26 protein-coding genes and 1 tRNA gene are annotated in these 26017 nt (G+C 53.7%); 21 read left to right on the top strand and 6 right to left on the bottom strand.

Annotated elements, in window-relative coordinates:
- Positions 1–11: 11 nt before the first annotated feature.
- Positions 12–917 carry a DMT family transporter gene (locus tag FAP39_RS05420; RefSeq protein WP_138015484.1) on the top strand — a complete coding sequence of 302 codons (906 nt, stop codon included), beginning with the start codon at positions 12–14 and terminating at the stop codon, positions 915–917.
- A gap of 38 nt (positions 918–955) precedes the next feature.
- Here the strand turns inward: FAP39_RS05420 and FAP39_RS05415 are convergent, their stop codons facing one another.
- Together FAP39_RS05415 and FAP39_RS05410 are read right to left on the bottom strand one after the other, a co-directional pair.
- On the bottom strand, positions 956–1660 hold the full coding sequence (locus tag FAP39_RS05415; RefSeq protein ID WP_138015371.1) for an NUDIX hydrolase: 705 nt from the start codon (positions 1658–1660) through the stop codon (positions 956–958).
- 29 nt (positions 1661–1689) lie between these two features.
- Entirely contained in the window at positions 1690–2076 is a 387-nt protein-coding gene (locus FAP39_RS05410) for a DUF983 domain-containing protein (RefSeq protein WP_138015370.1), read from the bottom strand.
- 219 nt (positions 2077–2295) lie between these two features.
- Between FAP39_RS05410 and FAP39_RS05405 the strand changes: the two genes are divergently transcribed.
- The 4 genes from FAP39_RS05405 to FAP39_RS05390 all read left to right on the top strand — a co-directional run bounded on the left by FAP39_RS05405 (position 2296) and on the right by FAP39_RS05390 (position 4361).
- Positions 2296–2808 (top strand): EF-hand domain-containing protein, encoded by a 513-nt coding sequence (locus FAP39_RS05405; RefSeq protein WP_138015369.1) that lies wholly within the window; start codon positions 2296–2298, stop codon positions 2806–2808.
- Positions 2809–2892: 84 nt separating this feature from the next.
- A complete protein-coding gene (locus tag FAP39_RS05400) occupies positions 2893–3477 on the top strand; it encodes an RNA polymerase sigma factor (RefSeq protein ID WP_138015368.1) in 585 nt (194 codons plus the stop codon).
- Positions 3470–3853 (top strand): hypothetical protein, encoded by a 384-nt coding sequence (locus FAP39_RS05395; protein WP_138015367.1) that lies wholly within the window; start codon positions 3470–3472, stop codon positions 3851–3853. Before FAP39_RS05400 ends, FAP39_RS05395 begins: the two co-directional genes overlap by 8 nt.
- Positions 3854–3857: 4 nt before the next feature.
- Entirely contained in the window at positions 3858–4361 is a 504-nt protein-coding gene (locus tag FAP39_RS05390) for a periplasmic heavy metal sensor (protein ID WP_138015366.1), read from the top strand.
- A 13-nt stretch (positions 4362–4374) separates the two neighbouring features.
- Here FAP39_RS05390 and FAP39_RS05385 read toward each other — a convergent pair whose 3' ends face one another.
- The gene (locus FAP39_RS05385; RefSeq protein ID WP_171006782.1) at positions 4375–5790 is read right to left on the bottom strand and encodes a diguanylate cyclase; all 1416 of its coding nucleotides are present in this window, start codon (positions 5788–5790) and stop codon (positions 4375–4377) included.
- A gap of 81 nt (positions 5791–5871) precedes the next feature.
- On the opposite strand from FAP39_RS05385, the gene FAP39_RS05380 reads away from it, so the two are divergent.
- From FAP39_RS05380 to FAP39_RS05320, 13 genes are all read left to right on the top strand, one after another.
- Positions 5872–6156, top strand: a complete 285-nt coding sequence (locus tag FAP39_RS05380) for a DUF3572 domain-containing protein (RefSeq protein ID WP_138015364.1) — start codon at positions 5872–5874, stop codon at positions 6154–6156.
- A gap of 90 nt (positions 6157–6246) precedes the next feature.
- Positions 6247–6936 carry an HAD family hydrolase gene (locus FAP39_RS05375; protein ID WP_138015363.1) on the top strand — a complete coding sequence of 230 codons (690 nt, stop codon included), beginning with the start codon at positions 6247–6249 and terminating at the stop codon, positions 6934–6936.
- Positions 6937–7092: 156 nt separating this feature from the next.
- On the top strand, positions 7093–8853 hold the full coding sequence (locus tag FAP39_RS05370; protein ID WP_138015362.1) for a DUF4153 domain-containing protein: 1761 nt from the start codon (positions 7093–7095) through the stop codon (positions 8851–8853).
- Positions 8854–8917: 64 nt separating this feature from the next.
- Positions 8918–9505 carry a heme NO-binding domain-containing protein gene (locus tag FAP39_RS05365; RefSeq protein ID WP_138015361.1) on the top strand — a complete coding sequence of 196 codons (588 nt, stop codon included), beginning with the start codon at positions 8918–8920 and terminating at the stop codon, positions 9503–9505.
- A gap of 3 nt (positions 9506–9508) precedes the next feature.
- Positions 9509–10498, top strand: a complete 990-nt coding sequence (locus FAP39_RS05360; protein ID WP_342777176.1) for a diguanylate cyclase — start codon at positions 9509–9511, stop codon at positions 10496–10498.
- A 184-nt stretch (positions 10499–10682) separates the two neighbouring features.
- Positions 10683–11525 (top strand): alkaline phosphatase family protein, encoded by an 843-nt coding sequence (locus tag FAP39_RS05355; protein ID WP_138015360.1) that lies wholly within the window; start codon positions 10683–10685, stop codon positions 11523–11525.
- Between the two features lie 198 nt (positions 11526–11723).
- Positions 11724–13088: a tryptophanase gene (locus FAP39_RS05350; RefSeq protein WP_138015359.1), complete on the top strand. Its 1365-nt coding sequence runs from the start codon at positions 11724–11726 to the stop codon at positions 13086–13088.
- Positions 13089–13312: 224 nt separating this feature from the next.
- A complete protein-coding gene (locus FAP39_RS05345) occupies positions 13313–13993 on the top strand; it encodes a hypothetical protein (RefSeq protein ID WP_138015358.1) in 681 nt (226 codons plus the stop codon).
- A gap of 14 nt (positions 13994–14007) precedes the next feature.
- On the top strand, positions 14008–14274 hold the full coding sequence (locus FAP39_RS05340) for a hypothetical protein (RefSeq protein ID WP_138015357.1): 267 nt from the start codon (positions 14008–14010) through the stop codon (positions 14272–14274).
- A 26-nt stretch (positions 14275–14300) separates the two neighbouring features.
- Positions 14301–16013, top strand: a complete 1713-nt coding sequence (locus tag FAP39_RS05335; RefSeq protein ID WP_138015356.1) for a radical SAM protein — start codon at positions 14301–14303, stop codon at positions 16011–16013.
- Between the two features lie 12 nt (positions 16014–16025).
- On the top strand, positions 16026–16913 hold the full coding sequence (locus FAP39_RS05330) for an NAD-dependent epimerase/dehydratase family protein (RefSeq protein WP_138015355.1): 888 nt from the start codon (positions 16026–16028) through the stop codon (positions 16911–16913).
- A 168-nt stretch (positions 16914–17081) separates the two neighbouring features.
- The gene (gene adh / locus FAP39_RS05325; protein ID WP_138015354.1) at positions 17082–18626 is read left to right on the top strand and encodes an aldehyde dehydrogenase; all 1545 of its coding nucleotides are present in this window, start codon (positions 17082–17084) and stop codon (positions 18624–18626) included.
- Positions 18627–18684: 58 nt separating this feature from the next.
- The gene (locus tag FAP39_RS05320; RefSeq protein WP_212743406.1) at positions 18685–19038 is read left to right on the top strand and encodes a DUF779 domain-containing protein; all 354 of its coding nucleotides are present in this window, start codon (positions 18685–18687) and stop codon (positions 19036–19038) included.
- Here the strand turns inward: FAP39_RS05320 and FAP39_RS05315 are convergent.
- From FAP39_RS05315 to FAP39_RS05305, 3 genes are read right to left on the bottom strand one after another with little or no spacing between them, the layout of a single operon-like run.
- Entirely contained in the window at positions 19035–21236 is a 2202-nt protein-coding gene (locus FAP39_RS05315) for a hybrid sensor histidine kinase/response regulator (protein WP_138015353.1), read from the bottom strand. The two genes, FAP39_RS05320 and FAP39_RS05315, sit on opposite strands and share 4 nt — an antisense overlap.
- Positions 21237–21240: 4 nt before the next feature.
- On the bottom strand, positions 21241–22398 hold the full coding sequence (locus FAP39_RS05310; protein ID WP_138015352.1) for an FIST N-terminal domain-containing protein: 1158 nt from the start codon (positions 22396–22398) through the stop codon (positions 21241–21243).
- Positions 22399–22428: 30 nt separating this feature from the next.
- Positions 22429–23118 carry a LuxR C-terminal-related transcriptional regulator gene (locus tag FAP39_RS05305; RefSeq protein WP_246058948.1) on the bottom strand — a complete coding sequence of 230 codons (690 nt, stop codon included), beginning with the start codon at positions 23116–23118 and terminating at the stop codon, positions 22429–22431.
- A gap of 170 nt (positions 23119–23288) precedes the next feature.
- On the opposite strand from FAP39_RS05305, the gene FAP39_RS05300 reads away from it, so the two are divergent.
- The 3 genes from FAP39_RS05300 to lysM all read left to right on the top strand — a co-directional run bounded on the left by FAP39_RS05300 (position 23289) and on the right by lysM (position 25831).
- Positions 23289–23362, top strand: a tRNA-Gly gene (locus FAP39_RS05300).
- Positions 23363–23541: 179 nt separating this feature from the next.
- The gene (locus FAP39_RS05295; protein WP_138015350.1) at positions 23542–25341 is read left to right on the top strand and encodes an ABC transporter transmembrane domain-containing protein; all 1800 of its coding nucleotides are present in this window, start codon (positions 23542–23544) and stop codon (positions 25339–25341) included.
- A gap of 67 nt (positions 25342–25408) precedes the next feature.
- Positions 25409–25831 carry a peptidoglycan-binding protein LysM gene (gene lysM, locus FAP39_RS05290; protein WP_138015349.1) on the top strand — a complete coding sequence of 141 codons (423 nt, stop codon included), beginning with the start codon at positions 25409–25411 and terminating at the stop codon, positions 25829–25831.
- Positions 25832–26017 lie beyond the last annotated feature (186 nt).

The raw sequence follows: 26017 nt of genomic DNA, 5'->3' as shown, positions 1-26017 counted from the left end.
TTACAGACGTCATGGAACTCTGGATACTGGCCTCGTTTGCCGCCGCGCTGTTTCAATCAGTGCGCTTCATGTTGCAAAAACATCTGTTTCAAGGGGCATTGTCAGCGTCTGGGGCGACATTCGCGCGCTTTGTGTATTCGGCGCCCTTGGCGGTGCTGTGTCTTGGTGTGTACGGGGGGCTGACGGGCCACTTACCCTCTTTTCCCAATCTGACCTTTTGGAGCTATGGTTTTATAGGTGGTGCGGCGCAGATATTGGGGACTGTATGTACCGTGACACTCTTGGGGCGACGCAACTTTGCTGTTGGGCTGACGTTCATCAAAACCGAGGTTCTGCTGACGGTTGTCATCGGCTTTATCGTTTTGGGAGAAACCCTGTCGACAATGGGCGCGGTTGCGATCCTGTTGGGGGTGGCGGGGCTTTTGGTTCTGTCTGGGCCCGTTGAGCGTGGGCATGGTCCCATCTGGCGTCGCCTCCTAAGCCCGTCTGCGGGGCTGGGCCTCTTGGCGGGGGGGCTGTTCGGCGTTGCGGGGGTCTGTGCCCGCGCGGCATCTCTTGAAGTGGCCAGCGATCTTGCAGGGGTGCGGGCTTTGATCACGTTATCGGCCATCACCACGATGCAGATGACTGGCATGGCGATTTGGATGCAGATCCGTGACCCTCAAGAGATCAAACGCGTGTTCTGTGCATGGCGCACGGCGCTTTGGATCGGTTTGACCAGCATGGCGGGCACCTTTTGTTGGTTTACGGCATTCACGTTGCAAAAGGCCGCTTACGTCAAAGCCGTCGGACAGGTCGAGATCGTGTTCGGGATTTTGGCGACCGTGTTGATTTTCCGAGAAACAATCAGGCCGCGTGAATGGCTGGGCATTGGGCTGGTGAGCCTCAGCGTCTTGGCGTTGGTGCTGTGGGGATAAGCGAACCCCCACAGTTTTGCGAAATCTAGGACGGCACGCTAGTCTTCGCGATAATCTGGCGTGCGTCCGCGAAGCTTCAAAAACAGGCCTTCTTCGTCATCGTTGCGAAAGAATGGCACGTTCTCTGGTGGGGCAGGGTCTTCAAGACGCGCTTCCACTTCGGCCAGGACCACCTCGGTGATAAAGGGCAGATTGTATTCCCGTGCTTTTTGCAACGGAATCCACTGAAGATGAGAAAGCTCGTCACAAGCTGATGTGAAATCATCAAGGTTGCTTGCAAGCTCTGCGGCATCCAACAGGAAAAACCGTGCATCAAATCGTCTTGGTCGCCCCGGAGGGGTGATTGCACGAAACACGAACTGGAGCCCATGTGCCGAGGGCAAATGCCCCGTGGCCGCAAAGGTGGTCCAATCTGCGGGCGGTGGCGATTGCCATTCTCCGCGGGTTCCAAGGATTTGCCCGGTTTCTTCCCACAATTCGCGGACTGCAGCGACGCCCAGCGGATGCACCAACGCAGGGTCAGATTGATCAGTGAGCCGGTCGCGGCAAAGCTGGGGCATTTGGTTGGCAAGAGCGATATCTGCATCTGCGGCATCTACTGCTCCGCCCGGGAACACGAACTTGTTCGGCATAAAGGCCGCCTTGGCACCGCGTTGACCCATCAAAATATGCGGATCGGTTAACCGGTCGCGCAATACAATGACGGTCGCTGCGTTACGAATAGCTGTCTTGTCTATTGTCATGTTGTCCTCTTGCCGTTGCGGATGAACGATTATGAATCGTCAAACCCATTCATGCGCCGTGCCCATTGAAAAGCAACCACCACACCTTTTAGTCTAGGCAATAGGTATAGAGACAACGCCACACATCCAACCGAGAAAATCGTAAACAAGATCAACGGTTCTGGGCGCCAAGCCACAAACACGATGTGCAAAAGAGGCGCCATCAAGTGGCCGACAATCAAGATTGTCAAATATGCGGGGCCGTCATCGGCGCGCTGGGGCGTGAGATCTTCGCGGCACACCGGGCAGCTGTCGCGCACCTTAAGGTAACCTTTTAGCATCGGGCCATTGCCGCAATTCGGGCATTTTCGCCGCCAGCCTTTGAAAAGGGCCGGCCGCAACGGGCGGTCTTCGACCATCGCTGTTGTATCTGTCATATTGTCCTCGCAATCCACGTGCCAAGATGTGGGCATTGTCGCCATATTTGAAGGGGCAATAGCGCCTTGCGTCCCGATGTCGCAAACATGTCTTTTTGGAAAAAAACCAGGTGCGAAAGAAAAATGAAAAACTTGCGACGGAAACTCGGATATCTCGCGTTTTATACTTCGAAAGCAGATCAGAACACTGCTTTGATTGTTTGAAACAGGAGACGACACATGAAACGAGCACTCTTTATTTCTGGTATCGTGGCTGCGGCCTTGAGCGTTACAGCGGTTTCTGTTGCTGCAAAGGGCATGGGGCGCAACGGCCCAATGATGCCAAGCTTTCAGGAGTTGGATGCGGATCAGGACGGAAAGATCACCCCAGCTGAAATCGAGGCCTTTTCCAAGCTTCGCTTTGAAACTGCTGACACCAACAGCGATGGATTTCTCAGCGCGGACGAACTTGAAGCCCAAACATTGAAACGCATGCAAGAGCGGGCGAAAATGCGCAGCGCCAAAATGCTCGAGAAAAAAGACGCCAATGGTGATGGAAAGCTGAGCCTTGAGGAAATGAAGCATAACGGCAAGCGCCAAGCCAAAATGTTTGAACACATGGATGCCGATAATGATGGCGCCATCTCAGCCCAAGAATATCAAGCTGCCAAAGCCAATATGAAGCAGCGCCATAAAGGCAAGCATAAGGGTATGAAAATGGATGGGGCACCAGAGGCATCTGGCCAAAATTAAGCTCTAACGAGTATTAGGCCCGCCACGTGTTTTGGTGGCGGGTCAGATTGCCCCCCTTTGTAATACAGGCTAGGCCATCGGGAAATGACTATGCCCTATGACGCAAACGACGAGATTCCGGATGACGCCCTGTTGGTTCTATATGCCAACGGTGATCAGGCGGCTGCGCGTGTCTTGACGTTGCGATTGACGCCAAAGGTGTTTGGCCATGCGGTGCGCATGCTGGGAGATCGTGCTGAAGCCGAGGATGTGGCGCAAGAGGCGTTGATGCGCTTGTGGAAGATCGCACCGGACTGGCGTCAAGGCGAAGCCAAGGTGACCACTTGGTTGTATCGGGTCGTGGCGAATTTGTGCACTGACAGATTGAGAAAAACGCGCGGAGTGGCGCTTGATGCCATTCCCGAACCAGAAGATGACGCGATTTCAGCGCCAGAAATGCTGCAGAACCGTGCGCGCATGGATGCATTGCAATCGGCCTTGGGGGCATTGCCCACTCGGCAGCGTCAGGCAGTGATATTGCGCCACATCGAAGGGGTGTCAAACCCCGAGATCGCGGCGATCATGGAGATCGGCGTGGAAGCTGTTGAAAGTTTGACCGCGCGTGGAAAGCGTGCATTGGCCGCCGAACTGGGCAAAAGACGTAAGGAATTGGGGTACTCACATGACTAAGACCGACCGTGACATGGACATGCTTGATGATCTGTTCGATGGCGCTGTGTCTGATCCAGCGCTGGCCCCGTCACCTGATTTTATGGCACGTGTCCTAGCGGATGCTGAGACACATCAAGAAGTGATGCGCGCAGCGTCCGTGTCGCCCGACCCGACCCGCCGTTCCAAAGGCAAACTGTTCAGGCTTATGCACTCTTTGGGCGGCTGGCCGACGCTGGCTGGTTTGGCCACGGCAACCATAGCGGGCGTCTGGGTCGGCTTTAGCGCCACGTTCACCGTATTGCCCGACGCTTTGACCGACGTATTGGGAAGCACCGACGATTATTATCTGACTTATCTGGATTCCGGATACGTCTTTGGCGACGAAGAAGGGTAAGCTGATGACACCAGAAAATGTAACCCCCACCGATACTCCTGCGGGCATGCGGCCCAAGATGCGTTATCTGTTGATCGGGTCACTTGCGCTTAACCTTGTGGTCCTTGGGATGGTCGCAGGATCAATCGCGAGCCACAAACGCGGGGATTTCGGGCCACCATCCGGAACAGATTTTCGCGCGCCCCATGTGCAGGCATTGTCACACGCAGACAAACGCAAAATTGGCCGCGACATTCGAAAGTCACACAAGTCGTCAAGCCAAACGCGCAAACAGCAAGCGGCACTCTATAAACAGATGGCGGTTCTGATTGGTACGGTCCCGTTTGACAAACCCGCAGTGTTGGATTTGCGGCAGAAACTGGATGCAGTATCGCACAGCCAAAGGGCCGTGGCGTTTGACGCATGGTTAGATCGCGTCGCAGGTATGGATGACGAAGAACGTGCCGAGTATGCGGCGCGCATGCTCGAAATTTTGGCGGAAGACCGTCATCAAAAACGCAGAAAATAGCCGCGTCGCCCCACTAGATTTTGGCGTTTCGCAGCCCGTGGAACTCTGGTGGGACCGTCTGAAAAGCGGCCTGATTTCGGCCATCTGATTTTGCATCGTAGAGTGCTTTGTCAGCATATTCCAGCAGCTTGGCCGCCGCATCGTCCGAATGGACAGCACAATCATTGCCCATCACAACCCCGATGCTCACGGTCATCTGAACATGCGCTGCGGGTTCGGAAATATGAATGGGCGTGCGACTTACGTGCGCACATATTTCAGACGACACTTGGGCTGCAGCCGCTCTTGTACTTACTGGCATGACAATCAGAAACTCTTCGCCACCGATGCGTGCCAGCAGATCGACAGGGCGCAAACACTGTCTTAAACGTTTGGCCACCTCTGTCAGCACCCGATCGCCAGCCGCGTGGCCAAAGCGGTCATTCACAGACTTAAAGTGGTCGATATCAGCAATCATCACCGCGAAATCTTGACGTGTGCGTTGGGCATGCGCGGCAATTCGTGCCAGATGGGGAAGAGCATAGCGTCGGTTATAAAGGCCCGTGAGTGGATCCGTGACAGCGGCTTGCAGACCATCTTGCACATTCTGGCGCAGCCGATCAGCAAGACGTTTGCGTTGGACGATTGTGCTTAAACGCAATGCCGCTTCTTCGGGGTGAAAGCCGTCTGTCAAAACATCGTTTGCCCCGAGATCAAGGGCATCCACGATGTGGTCCTGCTGATCTTGGCCCAAAATGATAAGAACACCTGCTCGGCGTGTGGTGGCCCGCGCTCTGATCTCGGCCAATAGACGCAGTCCGCTCTCTGGTGATGCCGGATCTAAAGCAATTACAAAGGCATCAGGGGGCGGTGTCTTGGACATGCGCTGTAATGCATCGCCCAGCTTTAGATGATGCATTGCAAAGGGCACCAACGGTTTGAGCTTGGTACGCCACTGAAGACCGGTCGCCGCATCCGGAGTTGCGAAGAGGATTTGGGCCTGTTTTGCAAAGCTGTTCGATGTTTCGGCAAACCCAAAGACACGTTCGGTCTGGTCCCGTAGTCGAAGTTCTTCTGTAGCTTCTCGGTTGCGCATCAGACTGCGGATACGCGCCAAAAATATTGGATCGTTCACGGGTTTTGCGAGGGCATCATCGGCGCCCTCTGACAACGCACGCATACGCAATTCGCGCGTAAGCGCGCTACTGAGCATCATAATGGGGGTGGTTTCTGCGATGGTTGACTTGAGGCGTCTGCAAATCTCGAATCCCGCATCATCCGGCATTTCCGCGCTGAGAATGACCAGATCCGGGTTTTCTTGTTGGATCAGGGGAATGGCCTCTTGCAGAGAGGCCGCCTGAATGACCTTATAAAATGCGCTCGACAACTTCACCTTTAACACAATGCGATTGGTTGGAAGTGGATCGAGAATTAGAATAGTGCCGGGCATAGGGTAACCTGACTGCTTGCAAACGGGTTGATTCACTTTGTATTCGCATTGGTTAAGAAATTGTTTCGAAGGTAATGAAAAATGTCGATATCTCGGGAAGCATCCGAAACTCTTGGATTGCAGGCATTGACCTGGTTGGTGGGGAATGATGATCTTTTGCATGTCTTTTTGGGTGCATCAGGCGCATCGGTTGACGATCTCAAAACCCAAGCCGGAAACTCAGACTTCCTTGTGTCGGTCTTGGACTTTTTGACGATGGATGATGCGTGGGTCATGGCATTTTGCGATGAAACCGGCCGCGCGTACACCGACCCCATGATTGCGGCGCAGGTTCTTGGTGGCACCTCCAAGACACACTGGACGTAAACAAACAGAAAAGCCGACTTCGTAAAGTCTTGGCCTTGTATCGTGCACAGTTGCGCGTCACTGTGCCTTGGAAGCAGATAGGATCATACCATGCGCGTTGATGGCATTTTGTTCGATAAGGACGGAACTCTTTTTGATTTTGGCAGCTCATGGAATGTCTGGGCAGGGCGAATGATTGGTGAACTTGCCAAAGGTGACATCAAGGTTTTGCAAGCTGTCGCGCAAGAGTTGGAGTTTGATCTCGAACGTCAAGAATTTCTCCCGACAAGTTTTGTGATTGCAGGGACAAATCTTGAGGTGGCCCAAGCCATTGCCCGGGCTATTCCTGGCACGGATGTGGCCGAACTCGAAGACCTGCTGATGCGTTCTGCGGCGCAGGCACCGTTGATGCCAGTTGTCCCGCTGGGGCCGTTTCTTGATGATTTGGCAAATCGCGGTCTGCGGTTGGGGGTTATGACCAACGACACCGAGTTTTCTGCTCAGGCGCATCTTAAGAGTGCTGGCGTGGCAGAAAAATTTGATTTCATCGCAGGTTTTGACAGTGGATATGGTGCCAAGCCCGATCCAGACCCGTTGCTGGCTTTTTCAACAGCGATGGATGTACCCCCGGCCAGAGTGGCAATGGTGGGCGATAGTACGCACGATCTGATCGCTGGACGCGCTGCAGGGATGCAGACTGTCGCTGTCCTGACCGGCGTTGCGCGTGAAGAGGAACTTGCACCGTTTGCCGATGTCGTTCTGCCGGATATCGGGCATCTGGAGGTTTGGTTACAAGCCTAAAGCCATAATTCCTGACAGTGTAAATCGAGCAGTATCGGCTTGGCGGCTGATGGCAGGCGGAATGCCTGCTGAGGGAACGAGGTGCTGGGATTCGCACTACCAAGTCTTTGCAAAGGCTCTTACATTAAACGCACACATGATATCCGGAGGCACAGGATGACAAGCTCTGAAACCGAAGTGATGACGGGCCGTGCGGCAATGGCATTGATCGGCGCGCTGGCGGGGTTATCAATGTGGCTGTTGATCGACGTAATCCCGGATGTTGTGCACAATCAGACCCTTCTTGTGACTTTGACGGCTGCGGTGTGCGGGTTTTTCGGGGTGTTGCTGGCCATTTCTGGGCCCGTGCGCTTGGGGCTCGCAATGGCGGGGGCTGCGGCACTCGGTGGGTTTGCGTCTTTGATGTTGGGGCTGGCAAGCCTGCGGTTTGATACGGTCGAAAATTTGCTGGAAAATAGCTTCGCCATTCCGGCATGGGGTGTGATTTTGTTTGTCTCAACGCCCTTCGTGTCTGTCATGCTGCGGGATCGAACTGGGTGGCGCGACTATCCCAGGCTATTTGATTGCACGTGGTCTATCATCGTTCGGTATTCTGCAGCGTGGCTGTTTGTAGGGGTTTTCTGGCTGATTTTGATTCTGTCCAACGCGCTTTTGGAGATTGTTGGCATCGACATCATTGACCGGCTTATTGATGTCGATGCGGTGCCTCATATTTTTACCGGCTTGGCATTAGGGCTTGCTCTCAAGGTTGTGCATGAGATGCGGGATTATCTTTCGCCCTATATGGTTCTGCATCTTCTGCGGCTGATAGTTCCGGTGATGCTTGTTGTTGTCGCGGTTTTTGTCGGGGCCTTGCCGATGCGTGATCCCAATGAGCTCTTTGGGGGATTGTCTCCGGCGGGGACGTTGTTGTCGGTTGCGCTGGGCATGATTTTGTTGATCAGCGTAGCCATGGACAAAGATGATCAGGACGCGGTGAGCAGCAGATGGATGCGATTGGCAACAGAGGGGCTGGCGCTGTTATTGCCTGTGGTTTCTGGTGTGGCGGTCTATGCGATTTGGCTTCGCGTTGGACAATACGGCTGGAGCCCAAGTCGGCTAGCAGCGGCCACTGCTGCGGGCTTTGCTCTGTCATATGCGCTGTTGTACGCACTGGCGGTTGTGCGGCGAGGCGCGTGGATGGCAAGGTTACGCCAGTCCAATGTGTGGATGGCATTTGCCCTTGTCGTGATGGCTGTCATGTGGTTGTCGCCCATCTATAATGCTGAGAAAATTTCTACCAATAGCCAGGTTGGTCGATATTTGGATGGACGTGCGTCTGTCTCGGAAACTGCGATTTGGGAAATGACCCACGAATGGGGGAAACCCGGCATGCGTGGCGTAGCGATTTTGCGATCATTGACCGGCGAGACACATCTGGAAATGCGCGAGGCCCTAAGTGTGGCAGCATCAACCGACAGGAAATACGTGTTTGATCGTAAGATAAATGATGATGGGCGCAACGACGATCTGTCCCAGCTGGCGGCCTTGATCCGTCCGGTTTCGGGGCAGGACCCGATCACTGCCGATCAGCTTGCAGGTTTGCCGGATTACCGGATCGAGTATTGGGTTTCTGCTTGTGGGCGCTCTACAGACCACGCATGCGCCATTGTTTTCGAAGATTTCGATCCGCAAAGCGCTGGGCGGGAAGGGTTTATTTTTATCCCGTCTCGCGGCAATCAGTTTGAGGTGGTCAGCCTGCGGGTTCATGACGGCGCGTTTGTGGCCGGAAATGATCTGCGCGACCGCGAAAGTGGCGGCAACGTTTTGTTGTCTGCGGATCAAGTGCAAGGCATTCTTGATGGCGAATATCAGGTTGCCCCCAGCAGTCAAAAATCACTTTGGCTGGAAAACTTGGAGCTAATTCCAGACAATTGAACCTATTGGGGAATTTTTAAGACCTCAATCGGCATACTCGCGTCATATAGAACGGGAAAGTGCCATGCATGGTTTAATAAACAGGGCGATTCAGTGCTTTGTTCGGGATAGTTATGGTCGACAAAGATGGGTTGAGGTCACGCATCTGGCAGGCCTTGAATTCACGGATTTCGAGGCGATGTTGCATTACGATGATGACATTACCGACGCAGTACTCGATGCCACAGCTCGATCGCTTGGAGTGCCGCGGGATACGGTTCTCGAAGATATCGGGACCTATCTTGTCTCGCACCCGAACGTTGAGGCGTTGCGACGATTGCTTCGGTTCGGTGGTGTGAGTTTTGTCGAGTTTTTGCATTCTCTTGATGATCTGCCTGCGCGGGCACGTATGGCTGTAGATGACTTGAGATTGCCCGAGCTTGAGTTGTTTGAGCATGCGCAGAATACGTTTGAACTGACATGTCGCCATGATCGCAAAGGGTTCGGCCATGTAGTGATGGGAATGTTGCGGACAATGGCGGATGATTATGGGGCCCTCGTGTTTCTAGAGCACCAAGGAATGTATCAAGGAGCAGAAGTTATTGATATCACTTTGATTGAAAGTGCCTTTGCCGAGGGCCGTAGTTTTGAGTTAGGTGTGCGAACAGGGTGACGTGTGACGCAAGTGTTTGATTTTCTGGACGTGTTATGTCCGATGCATGCGGTTTTGGATCGCGATGGCGTAGTATGCCATTCCGGACCGACTTTGCAAAAAGTGTATGATAAAACTGATCTGATCGGGACAAAGTTTCTTGATCTATTCGACGTTCTGCGTCCCCGCACAATCAATGATATGGGGTCTTTGCTTGGTACAGCGGGCGCCAAGTTGCATTTGCGTAAATCCAATATGCCGCAAACAGCCCTAAAAGGTGTTTTGGTTCCATTGCCCGACACGGGTGGTGCGATTGTGAATTTGTCCTTTGGTATTTCGATTATGGAGGGCGTACGAGATTATGCGCTGACCGAGGCCGATTTTGCTGCGACGGATCTCACAATTGAGATGCTCTATTTGATCGAGGCCAAGTCGGCCGCGATGGAAGCGTCCCGCAAATTGAACCTGCGCTTGCAAGGGGCAATGATCGCAGCTGAAGAACAAGCATTTACCGATACCTTAACGGGTTTGAAAAACCGGCGGGCCGTTGACCATATTTTGCCGCGCTTGATAGAGCATGGTGCAAAGTTCTCTTGTTTCCAAATGGATTTGGATTTCTTTAAAGCTGTGAATGATACACACGGGCATCCTGCCGGTGATCACGTATTGCAACACGTCGCACGGGTGCTGGTGGAAGAAACGCGGAGCGACGATTGCGTGGCGCGTGTGGGTGGAGATGAATTTGTTCTCCTGTTCAGTGGTCCAAAATCTCGAATACAGATGTCGTCTATTGCGCGACGGATTATTGACCGCATAGAAACACCGGTCATCTTTAAAGGCGCAGAGTGTCGAATATCTGCGAGTATCGGCATTGCTGTGTCAGATGATGTTGATCCATTGTGCGCCGACGCTGTGTTGGCGGCTGCAGATTCGGCACTGTACCAGTGCAAAAATGCAGGCCGGGCGACCTATGCATTTTATGCACCTGACCATCGCTGTGATGAAATTGCTTAAGAGAAATGTGGATAGTTTCTGGTTTCGGCCCAGTCTCGTATGCGGCAAGGGGGACCATAGGTGAGCTGAAAATATGCGTGAGATAATGATCCAAATGTCGCATTTTTGTATGACGGGTCGCTGATACATCATTCATGATGACGGAGCCGATACGTGGCGCAGATACTTTTGCGAGATAACGACCATGGACACAAAACTACTTCTCATTATTCTTGATGGCGTGCCGTGGGCCAATTGGTCCCTATTTGGAAATCTTGAAGGGTGGGTGGACGCAGGCGATGCGCGCAAGTGGCGCATGCGTTCGGTGTTACCGTCTACATCAGCAAGTTGTTACGCGTCCATCCATACCGGGGTCGCGCCAGCGCGTCATGGGGTGACGGGCAATGATAACGTATTTAGGGTCGCGCAGCCTGACATTTTCGGACAGGTGCGCCAATCGGGGGGCACCACTGGCGCAGTTACGCATTCGTATTGGTCAGAATTTTTCAACCGATCGCCGTTCGATCCTGTCAGGGATCTCGAGTATGACGAGCCCAATAGCCAAACCATCAATCATGGCCGTTTTCACACGATGACGGGCTATGGATTAGACAACCAGATGACACCATCGGATGCAGACCTTTTTGCCACGCTTACGATGCTGACCGATCGGTTTGATCTTGATTATGGGATTTTGCACACGTGCACATTGGATTCTATGGGGCATCGTTTCCAACACGATTGTGCCGAAATGGACCGCGCGATTTTTCATCTGGATGAAAAGCTGGCACCTTTCATATCGCGTTGGCGCAATTCGGGGTACGAGGTCATTGTGACTGCGGATCACGGGCAAAATTCGCGTGGGCACCATGGTGGGCGTGGTCCGGACCAACAGGATTTTGCGGTCTACTATTTCGGGGCCGCGTCTGGCCCCGCCAGAAATGTGGTGCTCGACCAGAGGCAATTGGCCCCCACGATTTTGTCACGCCTCGGGGCTGACATTCCCAATACGATGCAATTGCCACCTTTTCTGACGGTGTCGGAATAGCCCCCATCACACCAAAATCGGCAATTGGGCCGTGGGTCTTGTATTCAAACGCTTGACCGCTCGTCGAAGATTTGTATTCATGCGCGGGCAATCAGAAAGGGCGCTGAGCGCGGCTCGAGCTACTCGGGCAACCGTGGCGCTGGCCCCTCGTGTTTGTTGATTGCCACATTGAGTAGGGGCCACATATTGGAGCCCCGAATGAAGACCATCTTTGAACCTTTTCGAATCAAGTCAGTTGAACCTATTCGTATGACGTCGAGAGACGAGCGCAGGCAACTGATCCAAGACTCACATTATAATCTGTTTGGCCTAAAATCTGACGATGTCATGATTGACCTGCTGACTGATAGCGGAACGGGCGCCATGAGCGCGGCTCAATGGGCGGCTGTCATGCTCGGTGACGAGAGCTATGCGGGCTCGCCATCCTATTATCGTTTTCGCGATGCAGTTCAGAATTTGATGCCGCTCAAGCACATCATCCCAACCCATCAGGGTCGTGCGGCAGAGGCCATTCTGTTCTCAATCTTTGGTGGCCCCGGGAAAAACATCCCGAACAATACGCATTTCGACACCACGCGCGGGAATATCGAGGCCAGCGGTGCCATGGGGCATGATCTGGTTATCGCGGAAGGAAAAGACACGTCATCCTTGCATCCGTTCAAGGGCAATATGGATATTGCCAAACTGGAAGCGTACCTTGAAAACCATGGCGACAGCGTGCCGTGTGTGATGCTGACGATCACCAATAATGCCGGGGGCGGACAGCCGGTCAGTCTTGAAAATATCCGCGCGGTTTCGGCCCTGGCCAAGGCACATGGTAAACCCTTTATTATTGATGGTTGCCGTTTTGCAGAAAACGCATGGTTCATCAAACAACGCGAGCCAGGTCAACAAGATCGCAGCATTCATGACATCGTGAATGACTGCTTTGCCTGTGCTGACGGGATGACCATGAGCGCCAAGAAAGATGCGTTTGGCAATATTGGCGGCTGGCTGGCGCTCAACGATGATGACCTTGCTGAAACCGCGCGGGCGTGCCTAATCCGAACCGAAGGTTTTCCGACATACGGCGGGCTTGCCGGACGGGATCTTGAGGCGCTGGCCCAAGGGCTGACGGAAATCATCGATGAAGATTACCTCCGCTATCGTATCCAAACCAATAGCTATATCTTGGACCGGCTCGATGCCTTGGGCATTCCCGTGGTCAAGCCCGCGGGCGGCCACGCCGTCTTTGTTGATGCGCGCAAGTGGCTGTCTCACATTGATCCCCTTTGCTATCCTGGACACGCGGTGGCGGTTGCCTTGTATGAACTTGGGGGCATCCGCAGTTGTGAAATCGGGACCGTGATGTTTGGTCGCCAACCTGACGGCACCGAAGTTCCTGCCGCAATGGATTTGGTGCGCCTTGCGATTCCGCGCCGTACGTACACACAGTCTCATGCGGACTATATGATCGAGGTATTTGAAGAACTTCATGCAATGAAAGACGAATTGCGCGGGTTCAAAATTGACTGGGAACCCAGCTTGATGCGGCATTTCACCTGCAAATTTTCACGTCTGTAACCACTCAGCGCAAGGGCCGCGAAAGCCCTTGCGCACCTCTGGGACAGGGAAGGCTGCACACCCGCTGTTATGCGCTTTTGACAGCGCACACGGCCAACGCACAGGAACGTCCAACATGACAAATACCGTCATGAACGGTCGATTCAGAGAAATTGTTTTGAAAAATCGGACCAGACTGCTAGCGTTGAAGTTCATTTCAGAGCTGCGACACGAAAGGAAACGTCTTGAAAATCAATAAATTTTCATTGGGTGTTTGTGTGCTGGCCATGTGTACGGCCATCGCGGCCCCGCAAATTGGGCGGGCCAATCAATCCTTGAATGCGGATCACTTACAGACCATCGAAACCGCAAGATCACTGTTGGGATACGGCGTAGAAAACCGAGACCCAGTGGCGCTCATTCAGGCGGTGCGTATGTTCAACTCTGTCGGGTTGGTCGAAGGCAAGCAAGCCAAACGGGTCGGAGGTACGGTGACGTCCTCAGAAGATTCAAAGACCAAAACCATGTCGGATGTCTTGGCAAATTCGAACCACAACTTGCTGCATCTCGCAGCAGAGTATGCTGGTGACAACCCAGAGCTTTTGGCGATGATCGCGGACGCCGAAGCCGAACAGTCACGCGGGGCAGGTGGATTGGTCTATCTGGAAACGGTGGCGGCTGGGGCAACGCAAGACTTCGTTGTCGAGTTCGATCCAAGCGAAACGGCAGCCATCTATGTCGAAAGCGACTTTGGAAGCGCCATGATGGTGTCGGTGAATGACGCCAGCGGCAACAAGGTTTGCGGCACTCCCATGGCGACGGAGTATTTTCGATGTGAATGGATGGCGGGCGATGCTGGCAGCTATACCGTGCAAATCCAGAATGCCGATGCCAAACCCCAAGAATACGTCTTTTTGACAAATTGATCGGAGCAAGCGTGATGACACATATCAAATCCCTGAAATCCAAGTTTTATCTGTTTGCTGCGGGTTGTTTGTCACTGGTGGTGGCCGCACCGCAGACGGCACAGTCCTTGGCTGTTGACGTTGATGACTCGGATGCGCGCGTGAAACAGCGTGCAAATGAACTCAAGGTCGCGTTTGCTGGAAAACATGGTGTGGTGCCAAAGGTGCTTCCCAAATCGCCTGTGCAAAAAGCGTACCATGGCGGCAAACACTGCTGTGCCGCAATGGGTGTGCGCGGATAGTCCTGCCAATTTACTGCAGGTGATTCATGCAACATGACACGCCAGAGATCGGGTTGGTGCGCTTGCCCGGTCGATTGCCAACGACCGTGGATGACATCGGTTTTTGGTATGACGATGATATGGCCACGCGGTTTTCAGTTGCGGCATGGGATGTCGCCGGAGCATGGTGGTCGGGCCTGTTTTCCCAGAACACCTTGGTGGCAATCCGATCCGTAAATGGTCGGCTGGACCACACGCGCCGCAGCTTGCGCCTTAAGGCGCAGGGGGTCGATGCAGGCGCCATGATGCGAGCCGCTGATCAGGCGTTGCAGAACCTCAAAAATCCCGCATTTTTTGACAGCGCCGAAACATATCTAGAGCAAATCGCTCATATTGAGGCGGGGTTTCAAATATTGAACACGCTTCAGGACAACGTGATTTTTGGCATCAACGGTGCGCGTGTGGCTGGGCTGAACTATGGAAGCTCGGTCGCTTTGGGTGCGTTTGCATCCGGTCAGACATTGCTGCAAAAGCTTGTCGAAAACGCGGTCGAACAGATGCCGCCACCGAATGAATTTCTGTTTCTCAAGATCAAGGACGAAGGCGAGCTTTTGTCGGCGCTGATGTTGACCGAAGTTGTGCGGCGGCGCTGGCCGAATTGTCAGATGTGTCTTGGGGATCATGGTCACGAGAATTACTCGCTGCATTCAGTGCTCAAAGAACAGGGGCGTGCCCATCCGTTGTTTGACATGTTTGACGACGTCGTCGTCGAACGTGGGGCCATTCCGGTGGTGCTTAAGTTGCGGTTTCCGGTGTGTGGCGCGGTGCCATCCAAAACGCTGGGCGATATCTATGCGCATGACTTCGAGATTTTTGCGCCGAAACGCATCCTTACCATGCGCCTAAGTGAAGGGCGGTGTTATTGGGCAAAATGCACCTATTGCACGCAAAATGCCAAATTCGGAAATGGGCGCGCACCGTCCAAGTCAGATCTGGTTCAGGCGCTGGACAGACTTTCTGGCTTTGCGCAGGCTGGCGTGTCGCATTTTCAATTCTCAGACGAAGCCTTGTCTCCGGCCTTGTTGCGTGAGTTCTCGCAGAAACTGGTGACGCTTGGGATCGATATCCATTGGGCCTGCCGCAGTAAGCTGGAGCCGGTATTTGGTAAGGTGTTGTTCGACCAATTGGCTTTGGCGGGATGTTACGAGGTGCTGTTTGGCTTGGAAACAACGGTTCCGCGCATTCAGATTGCGATGGACAAGTACGACCGCCGTTTGGACGAGCCCGCCGTCGCCGAGATATTAAATGCTGCGGATCAGGCCGGAATCGGCATTCATCTTAATCTGATCGCAGGCTTTCCGAGTGAAACCCTTGCCGAGCTTAATCAAACGGTGGATTTTCTGATTCAGGTGGGGCAGGGGAAATCGGGTTTTACCTTTTTGCTGAACGAATTTGTTCTGTTCCGTGATACACCAATGTTTGAGAATCCGCATGATTTTGGCATGGAACTGGTGCCGGTCGGCGGTGACATTTTCCCGAATGCACCGTTTGTGGTGCCGCACCCGATGCCGGATGCGGTCACGCCTGACGACGTGTTGCGCGAAATGCAGCGTGCGTTCGAGCGTCTGCACTGGGGGCGCCTTGGGGAATTTGCAGGCGGTGATCTTGCCGTGCATCTCTATTTCACCAGCGGGCATGGATCTGTGTTCAAATCTGGGTTTAACCCGTTTGATTGCGGCGACAGCCGCGCCGTGGCCTAGAGGAGGGGAACTGTGCGCGTATTGGTGACCGGAGCCAGCAGCAATTTGGGGACATTCGTTTTACCCGCTCTGTGCGAGGCGGGATATGACCCTGTTGCGGTGGTGCATTCTGGTGATGTCGATGATCGTTACGCCAGCATTCGATGCGATCTGTCGCGTCCGCTGCCCGAATCTGTGACAGCGCAAACCTGGGATGGGATTGTCCATTTGGCCAGTTCTGGTGCGCAAACGCATCAAGAGATATTAGATATCGATATCACAGCGATGCACCAGCTTTTGGCACAGTGGACACGGGGCCCGTTTGTCTATTGTTCCAGCCAAACCGTGTATGGCGTGCCGCAGGGGGTCTTGTCCGAAGAGCATCCGCTTGATCCCGTGACGCCCTATGACTGGGGCAAGGTTGCCAATGAATTTCGACTGTTGCAGCAAGCCAAGGAAACTGGGTGGCCGGCCAATGGGCTTCGGATTGGATTGTTATGTGGCCCCAACCAATCGGAGAAGACCCCACAGTATCTCGATATGATGACCGCGGCGCTCATGGAGCAACGCAGGTTTGTCTTTCCGAGTGACAAGGCCATGTATCTAGGCGGGACGTCCATTTTGGGTGGCCAAGATGCGGGGCGTGCGTTTGCAACCGCGCTTTCGCTGAAAGAGTCCGCGATGTGGAATGTTGCCGGGCCCTATTGTTGTTGGCGTGATATTCTGGATGGGATTGCCGCGCGGTTGGGTTTGGCGGTCGAAATGTGCGTGGCGGGATCCGACGCGCGTCACCAAGATGATTTTGTCCTGCCCGGATCCGTATCCAACGTCCCTGCAACCCAGTTCGCCACTGCAACGACGTGGTCATCACAAGAAACCCTTGAGACCATCTTGGATACCTATGTCGCGAGCTTGTACTAGGCCAGAACTGTCGACACCCGCCCCCCCCAACTAAGACCAAAGTCCAATATCCACATCGCACTTGCGCTCTTACGGTACCCCTCAGCACCGACTGATGGTCCCAAAACGAGGAGAGGGGCCGTTGAGGTCGATGCATTTCTTAACACTCTTTTAGGGGGGAGGAATGACATGAACATTCAATCTAAAACACAGCTCAGCAGTGCGCTGGACACATCGCATCTGGACGTCGCGTTCCCATTCAAAGCGCGCTATGGCAACTTTATCAATGGTGAATTCGTAGAGCCGCTCTCGGGGCAATATTTCGAAAACACCACACCGATCACCGGCGAAGTGATCTGTGAAATCGCGCGATCCAACGCGGATGACGTGAATCTGGCACTTGATGCGGCACATGCGGCTTTCCCGGCATGGGGCAAGACGTCGACCACCGAGCGCTCGAACGCGTTGCTGAAAATCGCCGATATCATGGAAGCCAACAGCCAAACATTGGCCGCAGCGGAAACGTTGGACAACGGCAAGCCGATCCGTGAATCTATTGCGGCGGACGTGGCGCTTTGTATCGACCATTGGAGATATTTTGCGGGCTGTATTCGCGCCGAAGAAGGCGGCATTTCTGAGATCGATGGCGATACTTATGCGTATCACATTCCCGAGCCTCTGGGCGTCGTGGGTCAGATTATCCCGTGGAACTTTCCACTATTGATGGCTGTTTGGAAACTTGCACCGGCTTTGGCGGCGGGCAACTGCGTTGTGATGAAACCTGCGGAACAAACACCAGCATCGATTTTGGTGTTGATGGAGTTGATCGCAGATGTTCTGCCTGCGGGGGTTTTGAATATTGTAAACGGGTTTGGCCTTGAGGCTGGCAAACCGCTGGCCAGCTCGAACCGGATTGCCAAAATTGCGTTTACAGGGGAAACCACGACGGGTCGCTTGATCATGCAATATGCGTCCCAGAACCTGATTCCTGTGACGCTTGAGCTTGGTGGGAAATCTCCTAACATCTTCTTTGAAGACATTATGTCGGCGGATGATGCGTATTTTGACAAATGTCTTGAAGGCTTCACCATGTTTGCCCTCAACCAAGGCGAAGTCTGTACTTGCCCAAGTCGAGCACTGATCCAAGAGTCGATTTATGACGACTTTATCGGGCGCGCAATCGAGCGGGTCAAAGCGGTCAAGCAAGGCAACCCATTGGCCATGGACACCATGATTGGCGCACAGGCCTCTGTTGAGCAAAAAGAAAAGATTGCGTCATATCTCCAGCTTGGGAAAGACGAAGGTGCCGAACTGTTGACTGGTGGCAATGTTTCCACGCTCAGCGGACTTGAAGGCGGCAACTATATCGAGCCGACGGTATTCAAGGGCGATAACAAGATGCGGATTTTCCAAGAGGAAATCTTTGGGCCAGTTCTTTCGGTGACCACCTTCAAGGACGAAGCAGAAGCGCTCGAGATTGCCAACGATACGCTGTATGGTCTTGGCGCGGGTGTTTGGACACGCGATGGCGCGCGCGCATTCCGCATGGGGCGCGAGATTCAGGCAGGCCGTGTGTGGACCAACTGTTATCACGCCTATCCTGCACACGCTGCGTTTGGTGGATACAAACAGTCGGGTATTGGCCGTGAAAACCACAAGATGATGCTGGACCACTATCGCCAAACCAAGAACCTTTTGGTGTCATATAGCCCGAACGCTCTGGGTTTCTTCTAACTACGTTTTCTGGCCCCGCCGTTTTGGTGGGGCCAGCTGTTTGATCGGGAGAGATGTGATGCAGGATGATGTGAAAATGCGCGTGACAGCGACCGATGATGCGCTGACATTGATCCAAACGCTCAAAGACAAATACGGATCTGAGCTGTTGTTTCATCAATCGGGCGGATGTTGTGACGGGTCGGCGCCAATGCTGTTTCAGCAGGATGACTATATTGTCGGCGATCAGGACGTTCTGATCGGAGAGATTGGCGCTGTGCCGTTCTATATGAACGCAGATCAATACGAGCGCTGGAAACACACCGATTTGGTGATTGATGCGATTGACGGAATAGGTGGCATGTTTTCGTTGGATAACGGGTCTGGGCGGCGTTTTTTGACACGGTCAGATGTGTGCATCCGCGAGAGCTAATCGAGTGTTTCCAAAAAAGCGCGGAGCAAGTTCGGATCAATCGGTTTGTACAGCAATGTCAAACGCTGATCGTCGCAGAGTGTCGCCAGTTCTGGCGTTCGATTGGCGGTAATCAGACATGCGCTGCAGTTCCCGTATCTGTCACGCAATTGAGAAATTGTTGTAGTGCCCAAAGCTCCGTCATCCAGTTGATAGTCAGCGATGATTGCGTCAGGCGTCATATCTATGGCTTCAAGCACGTCATTGGCCTCGTTGGGCCCAACGCATGGCAGCACATCGATGCCCCAGCCTTCAAGCGTCAAAGCGAGGGCCGCGCGCAACTCGGCATCATTCTCGATCAAGACAACGATTTTTTGCGACAAAGATGTAGCGGTTGTCTTGGCAGGGTGCTTGAATACGCTGCGTGAAACAGCTTTGGGGATCGCACGTGGGATTTCGACCGAAAAACACGTCCCTTGTCCTTCCCAAGATCGCAGATTCAGCGGGTGTTGCAGCAAATGACAGGCCCGTTCGACAATCGCCAAGCCAAGCCCCATACCATCGGACGGGCTCGCGGTGGTACTTAGGCGCTGAAACTCTTCGAAGACCTTGTCCTGCTGGCTTTCGGGGATGCCATGACCAGTATCCCAAATTTCGACACGTACGGATGTCTTGAAATGCCGTACACCGACAAGAACTTTGCCGTGATCCGTGTACCGGATGGCATTCGACGTGAGGTTCTGCAGGATGCGGCGCAGAAATGAAGCATCACTTTGGACGACGGCACCTGTGTCAACCAGACAAAACTCGAGGCCTTTTTGCACGGCCAAAGGCACCAGTTCGTCTTGCAGCTGGACCAAGATGTCTTGCAGGGAAATCGACGTGATGTCGACAGCAGCCTGACCAGAGTCCAGTTTGGAAATATCAAGCAACGCATCAAGAATGCGCTCTACGCTGACAAGGGCATTTCCAGCCTTATGCGCACGGTCCTTAATGTCTGTTTGGTTAAGATCGGCTTCCAATGATGCCACATACAGCTTGGCGGCAGACAGGGGTTGCAACAAGTCGTGGCTTGCGGCGGCGACAAATCGCGATTTTGACGCGTTGGCGCGCTCTGCTTCGGCGAGGGCGTCTTCCAATTCAAGTGTGCGCTCGGTCACGCGGCGTTCGAGCGTTTCGTTGACTTGGGAAATCGCATGGACTGCTGCGCGCTCAGCGGACACATCGGTAAAGCTGATCACAAAGCCCCGGTCAGGCATTTGTTGGGCAAACACAGCAAGAGTGCGATCATTTTCCAGACGGATTTCAAATGACAATGGCGCACGTTTGGATGTGCTTTCGACCCAGCGCGTGACCTGCTCGGTGTTCTGCAGGCTCATCGGCGCAAGCGCGCCGCGGATATGGTCGTGTAACGTCGAAAAATATGTGCCCAACCGAAATTTGTTGGCTTGAATGTCCAGCAACTCGCCTGTGCGACGGTTCCAATCAACCAATCTGTTTTGGGCATCGAAAATGCAAATTCCCTGATTGAGATGCTCAAGCGTGGCTTTGATGAGACGGGCCTGATCATCCAAGAGCCGGTCACGTTCTTGCCGCTCTAAACGCATCATGTCCGTGATGTCTGTTTGCAGGATGACCGTGCCGCGATCTGCTGTGCGGTGCTCGCTGACTTGTAACCAGCGGCTCCCGGCCATGCGCGCATTGAACACCGCGTGTTTGTCGCGGTGGCGCGCCATGCGATAGGCCGCCCATCCTTCGGGCGTTTCCCCGTCTGGCAAAGACAAAAACGGGCTGGTGCTGACCAGATGTACATACTCGTGAAAACGCAGGCCGGGTTTGAACAGGTGGTAGATGTCCAGCATATGTTTGCCAAACCTGCTGTTGCACATCACCAGTTCATCGTTCTGGTCAAAGAGGGCAAACCCCTCTTGCACAGTTTCGATGGCGTTCGCGAGATTGGCGCGTGCCGCTTCTGTTTCGGCATTGGCCAGTGCGAGCTTGGAATTCGAGGTATTCAGAAGATCCAACGCGCGCGCGAGTTCTTGTGTGCGCAGCCGCACCTCTTCCTCGAGCATGACAGCGCGTTGAAATTGCGCATAGGCAACGCCAGTGTCTTCTGTGCTTTGCTCCACGCGGCGCATCAGGGTCTCGGTGATCTTGAGAAGTTTTTCGTTCTGCCGTTCGAGACTGTCGTTGGGGTTGATAAGACTGTGTACCACGCGCCTAGTCTCCAACCGGAGGGTAAATCGCGACACCCGTCAGGGTTTGGTTCACGTGCATAGAGTTGATTTGTTCTCCATAGGTGGAAAACCCGACGGCTCTGTTTTCAACCATGATCTTGGAGAGGTGCGATGTGACCTGTTTCTGCTGGGCCTCTAGACGGCGCAAAATACAGTCGCACGCCAATATAACATCTGGCGCCTGATCTTGTGACAGAGCTTGCATCTCGCGCTCGAGATGGGTGACCATGTTCTCTGGGTCAGCTAGCGTCAGCACGACGCCTTCGTCGATGGCGGAAAAGAACACCAGATCCCCATTTTCAGCCACCTGCTGAATGGCACGCACATGATGCTGATCGCCAATCTGGACCACCACGGGATGGGCTGCAAAGGTAAATGGTGTCAATTGCTCGGGGTCTTTTCCTAGCAAACGGGCATATTCTCGGGCGGCGGGCTCGGCGTTGATTTCATGTACAATCCGCCGTGCAGGATCTGCCCCAGTAACCACCATGCGTGTTTGTGTTGGGATCAGGTGGTCGGTTTTGAAAACGCGAATGGGGCAATCTGTGCGCACTTGGATCAGCACAGCGGCATTCGAGTGGGCCGCGCCTCCATGCAGGACATATGTTTTGCCAAAATCCGTGCCATCGCCAGCGGACCCACCAAAAAAGGGCACCGGGCCCAGACCAATCGCCAGCGCCGAGGTTAGCGCGTCTTCTTGGGTTGATAACCCATCCACAAGCAGAAAGGTGAAATCCGACAGCCACTTTGGGTGCGTCCGCGCCATTTGTTCGCGGTTTTGGATCATACGTTCCACGAGCGCTTGGCGATCATAGTCGCCCAAATCATCAATCAGCACAGAGCGGCTGTCAAAATGCGCACTTGGGAAGCCAAGCGCGACGATGCCAGCTTCGCTATAGCCAAATTGGGAAATTTCACCTGCAGTGGTGCATCCGACAACTTTAGCAGGTGCAAAAACCTCTTGGGCTTTGGCAATCAGATGCGACACGTCGGTTTTGGGGGAAAGAAACAGCACGACAAGGGATAGGTCGCCAGGTTTCAAAGTGCTGGCCAGACGTGCGATGGCATCATCGCTTTGGCAATCCGCAAACCCCGTGCGAACGATCAGGGCCGATCCGGGTGGATCATGGGATTGGTTCATTCTGTTTCCTCTCCAATAGGCGCAGCCACCTTAGCCAGTGGGTCCGCCGTCTTGCAAGATATTTGCAAAGCTGGAGTTCTTCGCAATCAAAACGGCCTGGGTGCGGCTTTGAACGCCAAGTTTGCGCATGATTGCTGTGACATGTGCTTTGACGGTTGTCTCTGCAATTCCCAAATCAAATGCGATTTGTTTATTCAGTTTACCTTCGCAAATCAGCTCGAGAATACGGGCCTGTTGTGCGGTCAGCGATGCTAGGCGGTGCAGGGCGTCGTCACCGTCGCTTTGGTGTTGGGTCTCGATCAGCATATATCCAGCAGGAATGAACATCTGACCTTTCGCAATGGTGTGGATCGCCTGTTGGAAGACATCGCGCTGGCTGTGTTTGGGAATGAACCCTGCAGCACCCGCATGGATCACGGAACTGATGACGCGATTGTCTGCCATTGAAGAGACCACGACCACCGGACAGGAGACGGCGTTGCGCAATCTGAGCAATCCGTCCAGTCCGTTCACATCTGGCAAATTCAAATCCAAAACAACAAGGTCGATGTCAGCGCCACCCGCCAAAAGGTCCAGACCTTCGAGAAGGCAAGAGGCGGTGTGCATGGTGTTGATTGATGAAACGGCCTGAAGGGTCATGGACAATGCATCACAAAACAGCGGATGATCATCGATAATCAAAGCTGATTGCAGCAAGGTGTCCGAGGAATGATCAGGCATTGGCCGCATAAGACGTCCGTATAAAAGGTGGCCCATTCTAACAACGGGCGCGACATGATTGATATACGCCTAAAGTCGTAGACCGACAAACACCCCAAGAAAATGCACAATTCTTGCGAGGGTTGGTCTTGACCCTTCTGAGGGATTGAAATACTAGGTCATCTTGTTGAGCGGGCGTTGTGTAGTGGTAAGACCTTAGCCTTCCAAGCTAATGACGCGGGTTCGATTCCCGCCGCCCGCTCCAAAAAAATCCACATTTGTTTTTCCTTAAAAATATGCGGCGTCACAGCAGTTTACCTGTGGTTTCTGGGGTGTGGTTTGCGCCCTGCGTGCAGGGAAATTGGATTTTGCGACGTCTGGGCGCTTGACCCTTAGGCTTTGCAGGGCCAGTAACGTCAAAATACTGAACCAAAGAGACATCTCATGGCTAGAAAACCTGCGCAGCAACCCAACGAGATGGATCGTGAAAAGTCCAAACGTGTCGGCGCACTGCGCGGATTGGGACCTTTTCTTGCCCCGTATCGCCTGTTGGTCATTCTGGCGGGTTTGGCGCTGACGCTGACAGCGACAGTTTCGCTTGTGCTGCCGTTGGCCGTACGGCGCGTGGTCGATAATTTTGGGACAGAAAGCGATGCGTTGCTGGATCAGTACTTTCTGGCTGCGCTGGGGTTCGCAAGCCTCTTGGCGGTGGGCACTGCCTTGCGGTATTTATTGGTCACACGGTTGGGCGAGATGGTCGTCGCCGATATCCGCAAAGCGGTGTTTGATCGTGTAATTTCAATGAGTCCCTCGTTCTTTGAAAATATCCTGACGGGCGAAGTCCTGAGCCGGATCACCACTGATACAACCGTGATCCAATCGGTCATCGGATCATCCGTATCTGTCGCATTGCGCAACGTGCTCCTGTTTTTGGGTGGGCTGGTTTTGATGCTGTTCACATCCGCCAAGCTGACCGGGATGGTGTTGCTTATTGTGCCTGCTGTCATCATTCCCATTCTGGTGTTGGGGCGTCGGTTGCGTGGGCTGAGTCGTGAAAATCAGGACTGGATTGCAGAGAGTTCTGGCAACGCCTCAGAGGCCCTTAGCTCGGTGCAAACCGTTCAGGCGTTCACGCACGAATCTCAATCCCAAGCAGGCTTTGCAGACATCACGGATCTGGCTCTCAAGGCTGCCAAGCGGCGCATTGATACGCGGGCCGTGATGACGATGATAGTGATTTTCCTGATCTTCTCAGGAGTCGTTGGCGTTCTGTGGATCGGTGCGCGCGATGTCAGAGCGGGCGGCATGAGTGTCGGCGCGTTGGTTCAATTTGTGATTTATTCGGTGATGGTTGCCGGAGCTGTGGGGGCTTTGTCCGAAATATGGGGGGAACTCCAGCGGGCCGCTGGCGCAACAGAGCGCCTTGTCGAATTGCTTGAGGTCCAAGATAGCGTCAAAGATCCAGTTTCTCCGTCTGCGCTCACAGAGCCGGTGCGTGGGGAGATCACGTTTGAAAACGTTTCGTTTTCTTATCCGTCACGTAAATCAATTTCCGCGCTGTCGGGTGTCGACCTTACGATCAAACCGGGTGAAACCGTGGCTTTGGTTGGTCCGTCCGGGGCTGGAAAAACAACAATCATTCAGCTGATTCAACGATTTTATGATCCAGACAACGGGCAGATTTTGTTGGATGGGGTGCCGTTGACCGATTTAGCACGCTCAGATTTTCGTGCACATATGGCGTTGGTGCCTCAGGACCCCGTTATTTTTGCCGACACTGCGCGGGAAAATATTCGCTTTGGTCAACCGGATGCGACGGATGCACAAGTCGAAGCTGCCGCCAAGGCCGCTGCGGCGCATGACTTTATTTCGGCTTTGCCAGACGGGTACGATGCCTATGTCGGCGAGCGCGGCGTTATGCTGTCTGGCGGGCAAAAACAGCGGATTGCCATCGCGCGTGCGATCTTGCGCGACTCTCCGGTACTGCTTTTGGACGAAGCCACAAGTGCGCTTGACGCCGAAAGCGAACGTCTGGTGCAGCAGGCAGTGGATGAAATGGCGCGCACGCGGACGACCATTATTGTGGCGCACCGTTTGGCCACTGTGAAAAAGGCCGACCGCATCATCGTCATGGAAGACGGTCAAATCGCCGCCCAAGGCACACACGAAGACCTTGTGGCACAGGGCGGGCTCTATGCCAAACTGGCCAAGCTGCAGTTTACCGACGGGTCCAATACGCTCTGAATTCCCCCTATCTCTTGGCGTCAGTTCCACGCAAGGTATGTGCAACTGAAGTAAGGAGACTATGGCTATGGGTTTGTGGAATTTTTTGAAGGGCGCTGGGAAATCTCTCTCCGGAGGGGATGATACGCCAGATGCAGATGCTCTTAAGCAAGAGGTGTCTGACTTGGGGCTTGATACCGAGGGTCTCGATATCTCGGTTGAGGGCGATACCGTAAAAGTCACTGGTGCGGCCGTAAGTCAGGAAATGCGCGAAAAAGTGATCCTCGCGGTGGGGAATGTCGAAGGTGTCTCTGCTGTTGCGGATGAAACCAGTGGGCCAGAGCCCAAGTTCCACACTGTCGAAAAGGGCGATACTTTGTGGGGGGTGTCTAAGAAGGCGCTTGGGGATGGCAACCGCTATTCCGAGATTTTCGAGGCAAATCGCCCGATGCTCAGCCATCCTGACAAAATTTATCCCGGTCAGGTTCTGCGCATTCCGCAAGACGCCTAATTAGGCTCATGATCTTGAAATTAAGGGCATCCGACGCGGGTGCCCTTTTGTTTTTGGTGATCCGTCGAATTTTACGCAACGTTCCGAAACTGCTTGACCCAGCGTAGCCTGTGGCCAAACCCTTGCGAGATAGTGTTTTTGGCATCATCTTGAACAAAGAGCGTAGCGCGCGCGGCGGGCACCACG

Source organism: Shimia litoralis, from assembly GCF_005518135.1.
In the GTDB taxonomy this organism is placed as follows: Bacteria; Pseudomonadota; Alphaproteobacteria; order Rhodobacterales; family Rhodobacteraceae; genus Shimia_E; species Shimia_E litoralis.
The sequence above is the reverse complement of the archived record's forward strand: the minus strand, read 5'-3'. Positions and strand labels throughout refer to the sequence as shown.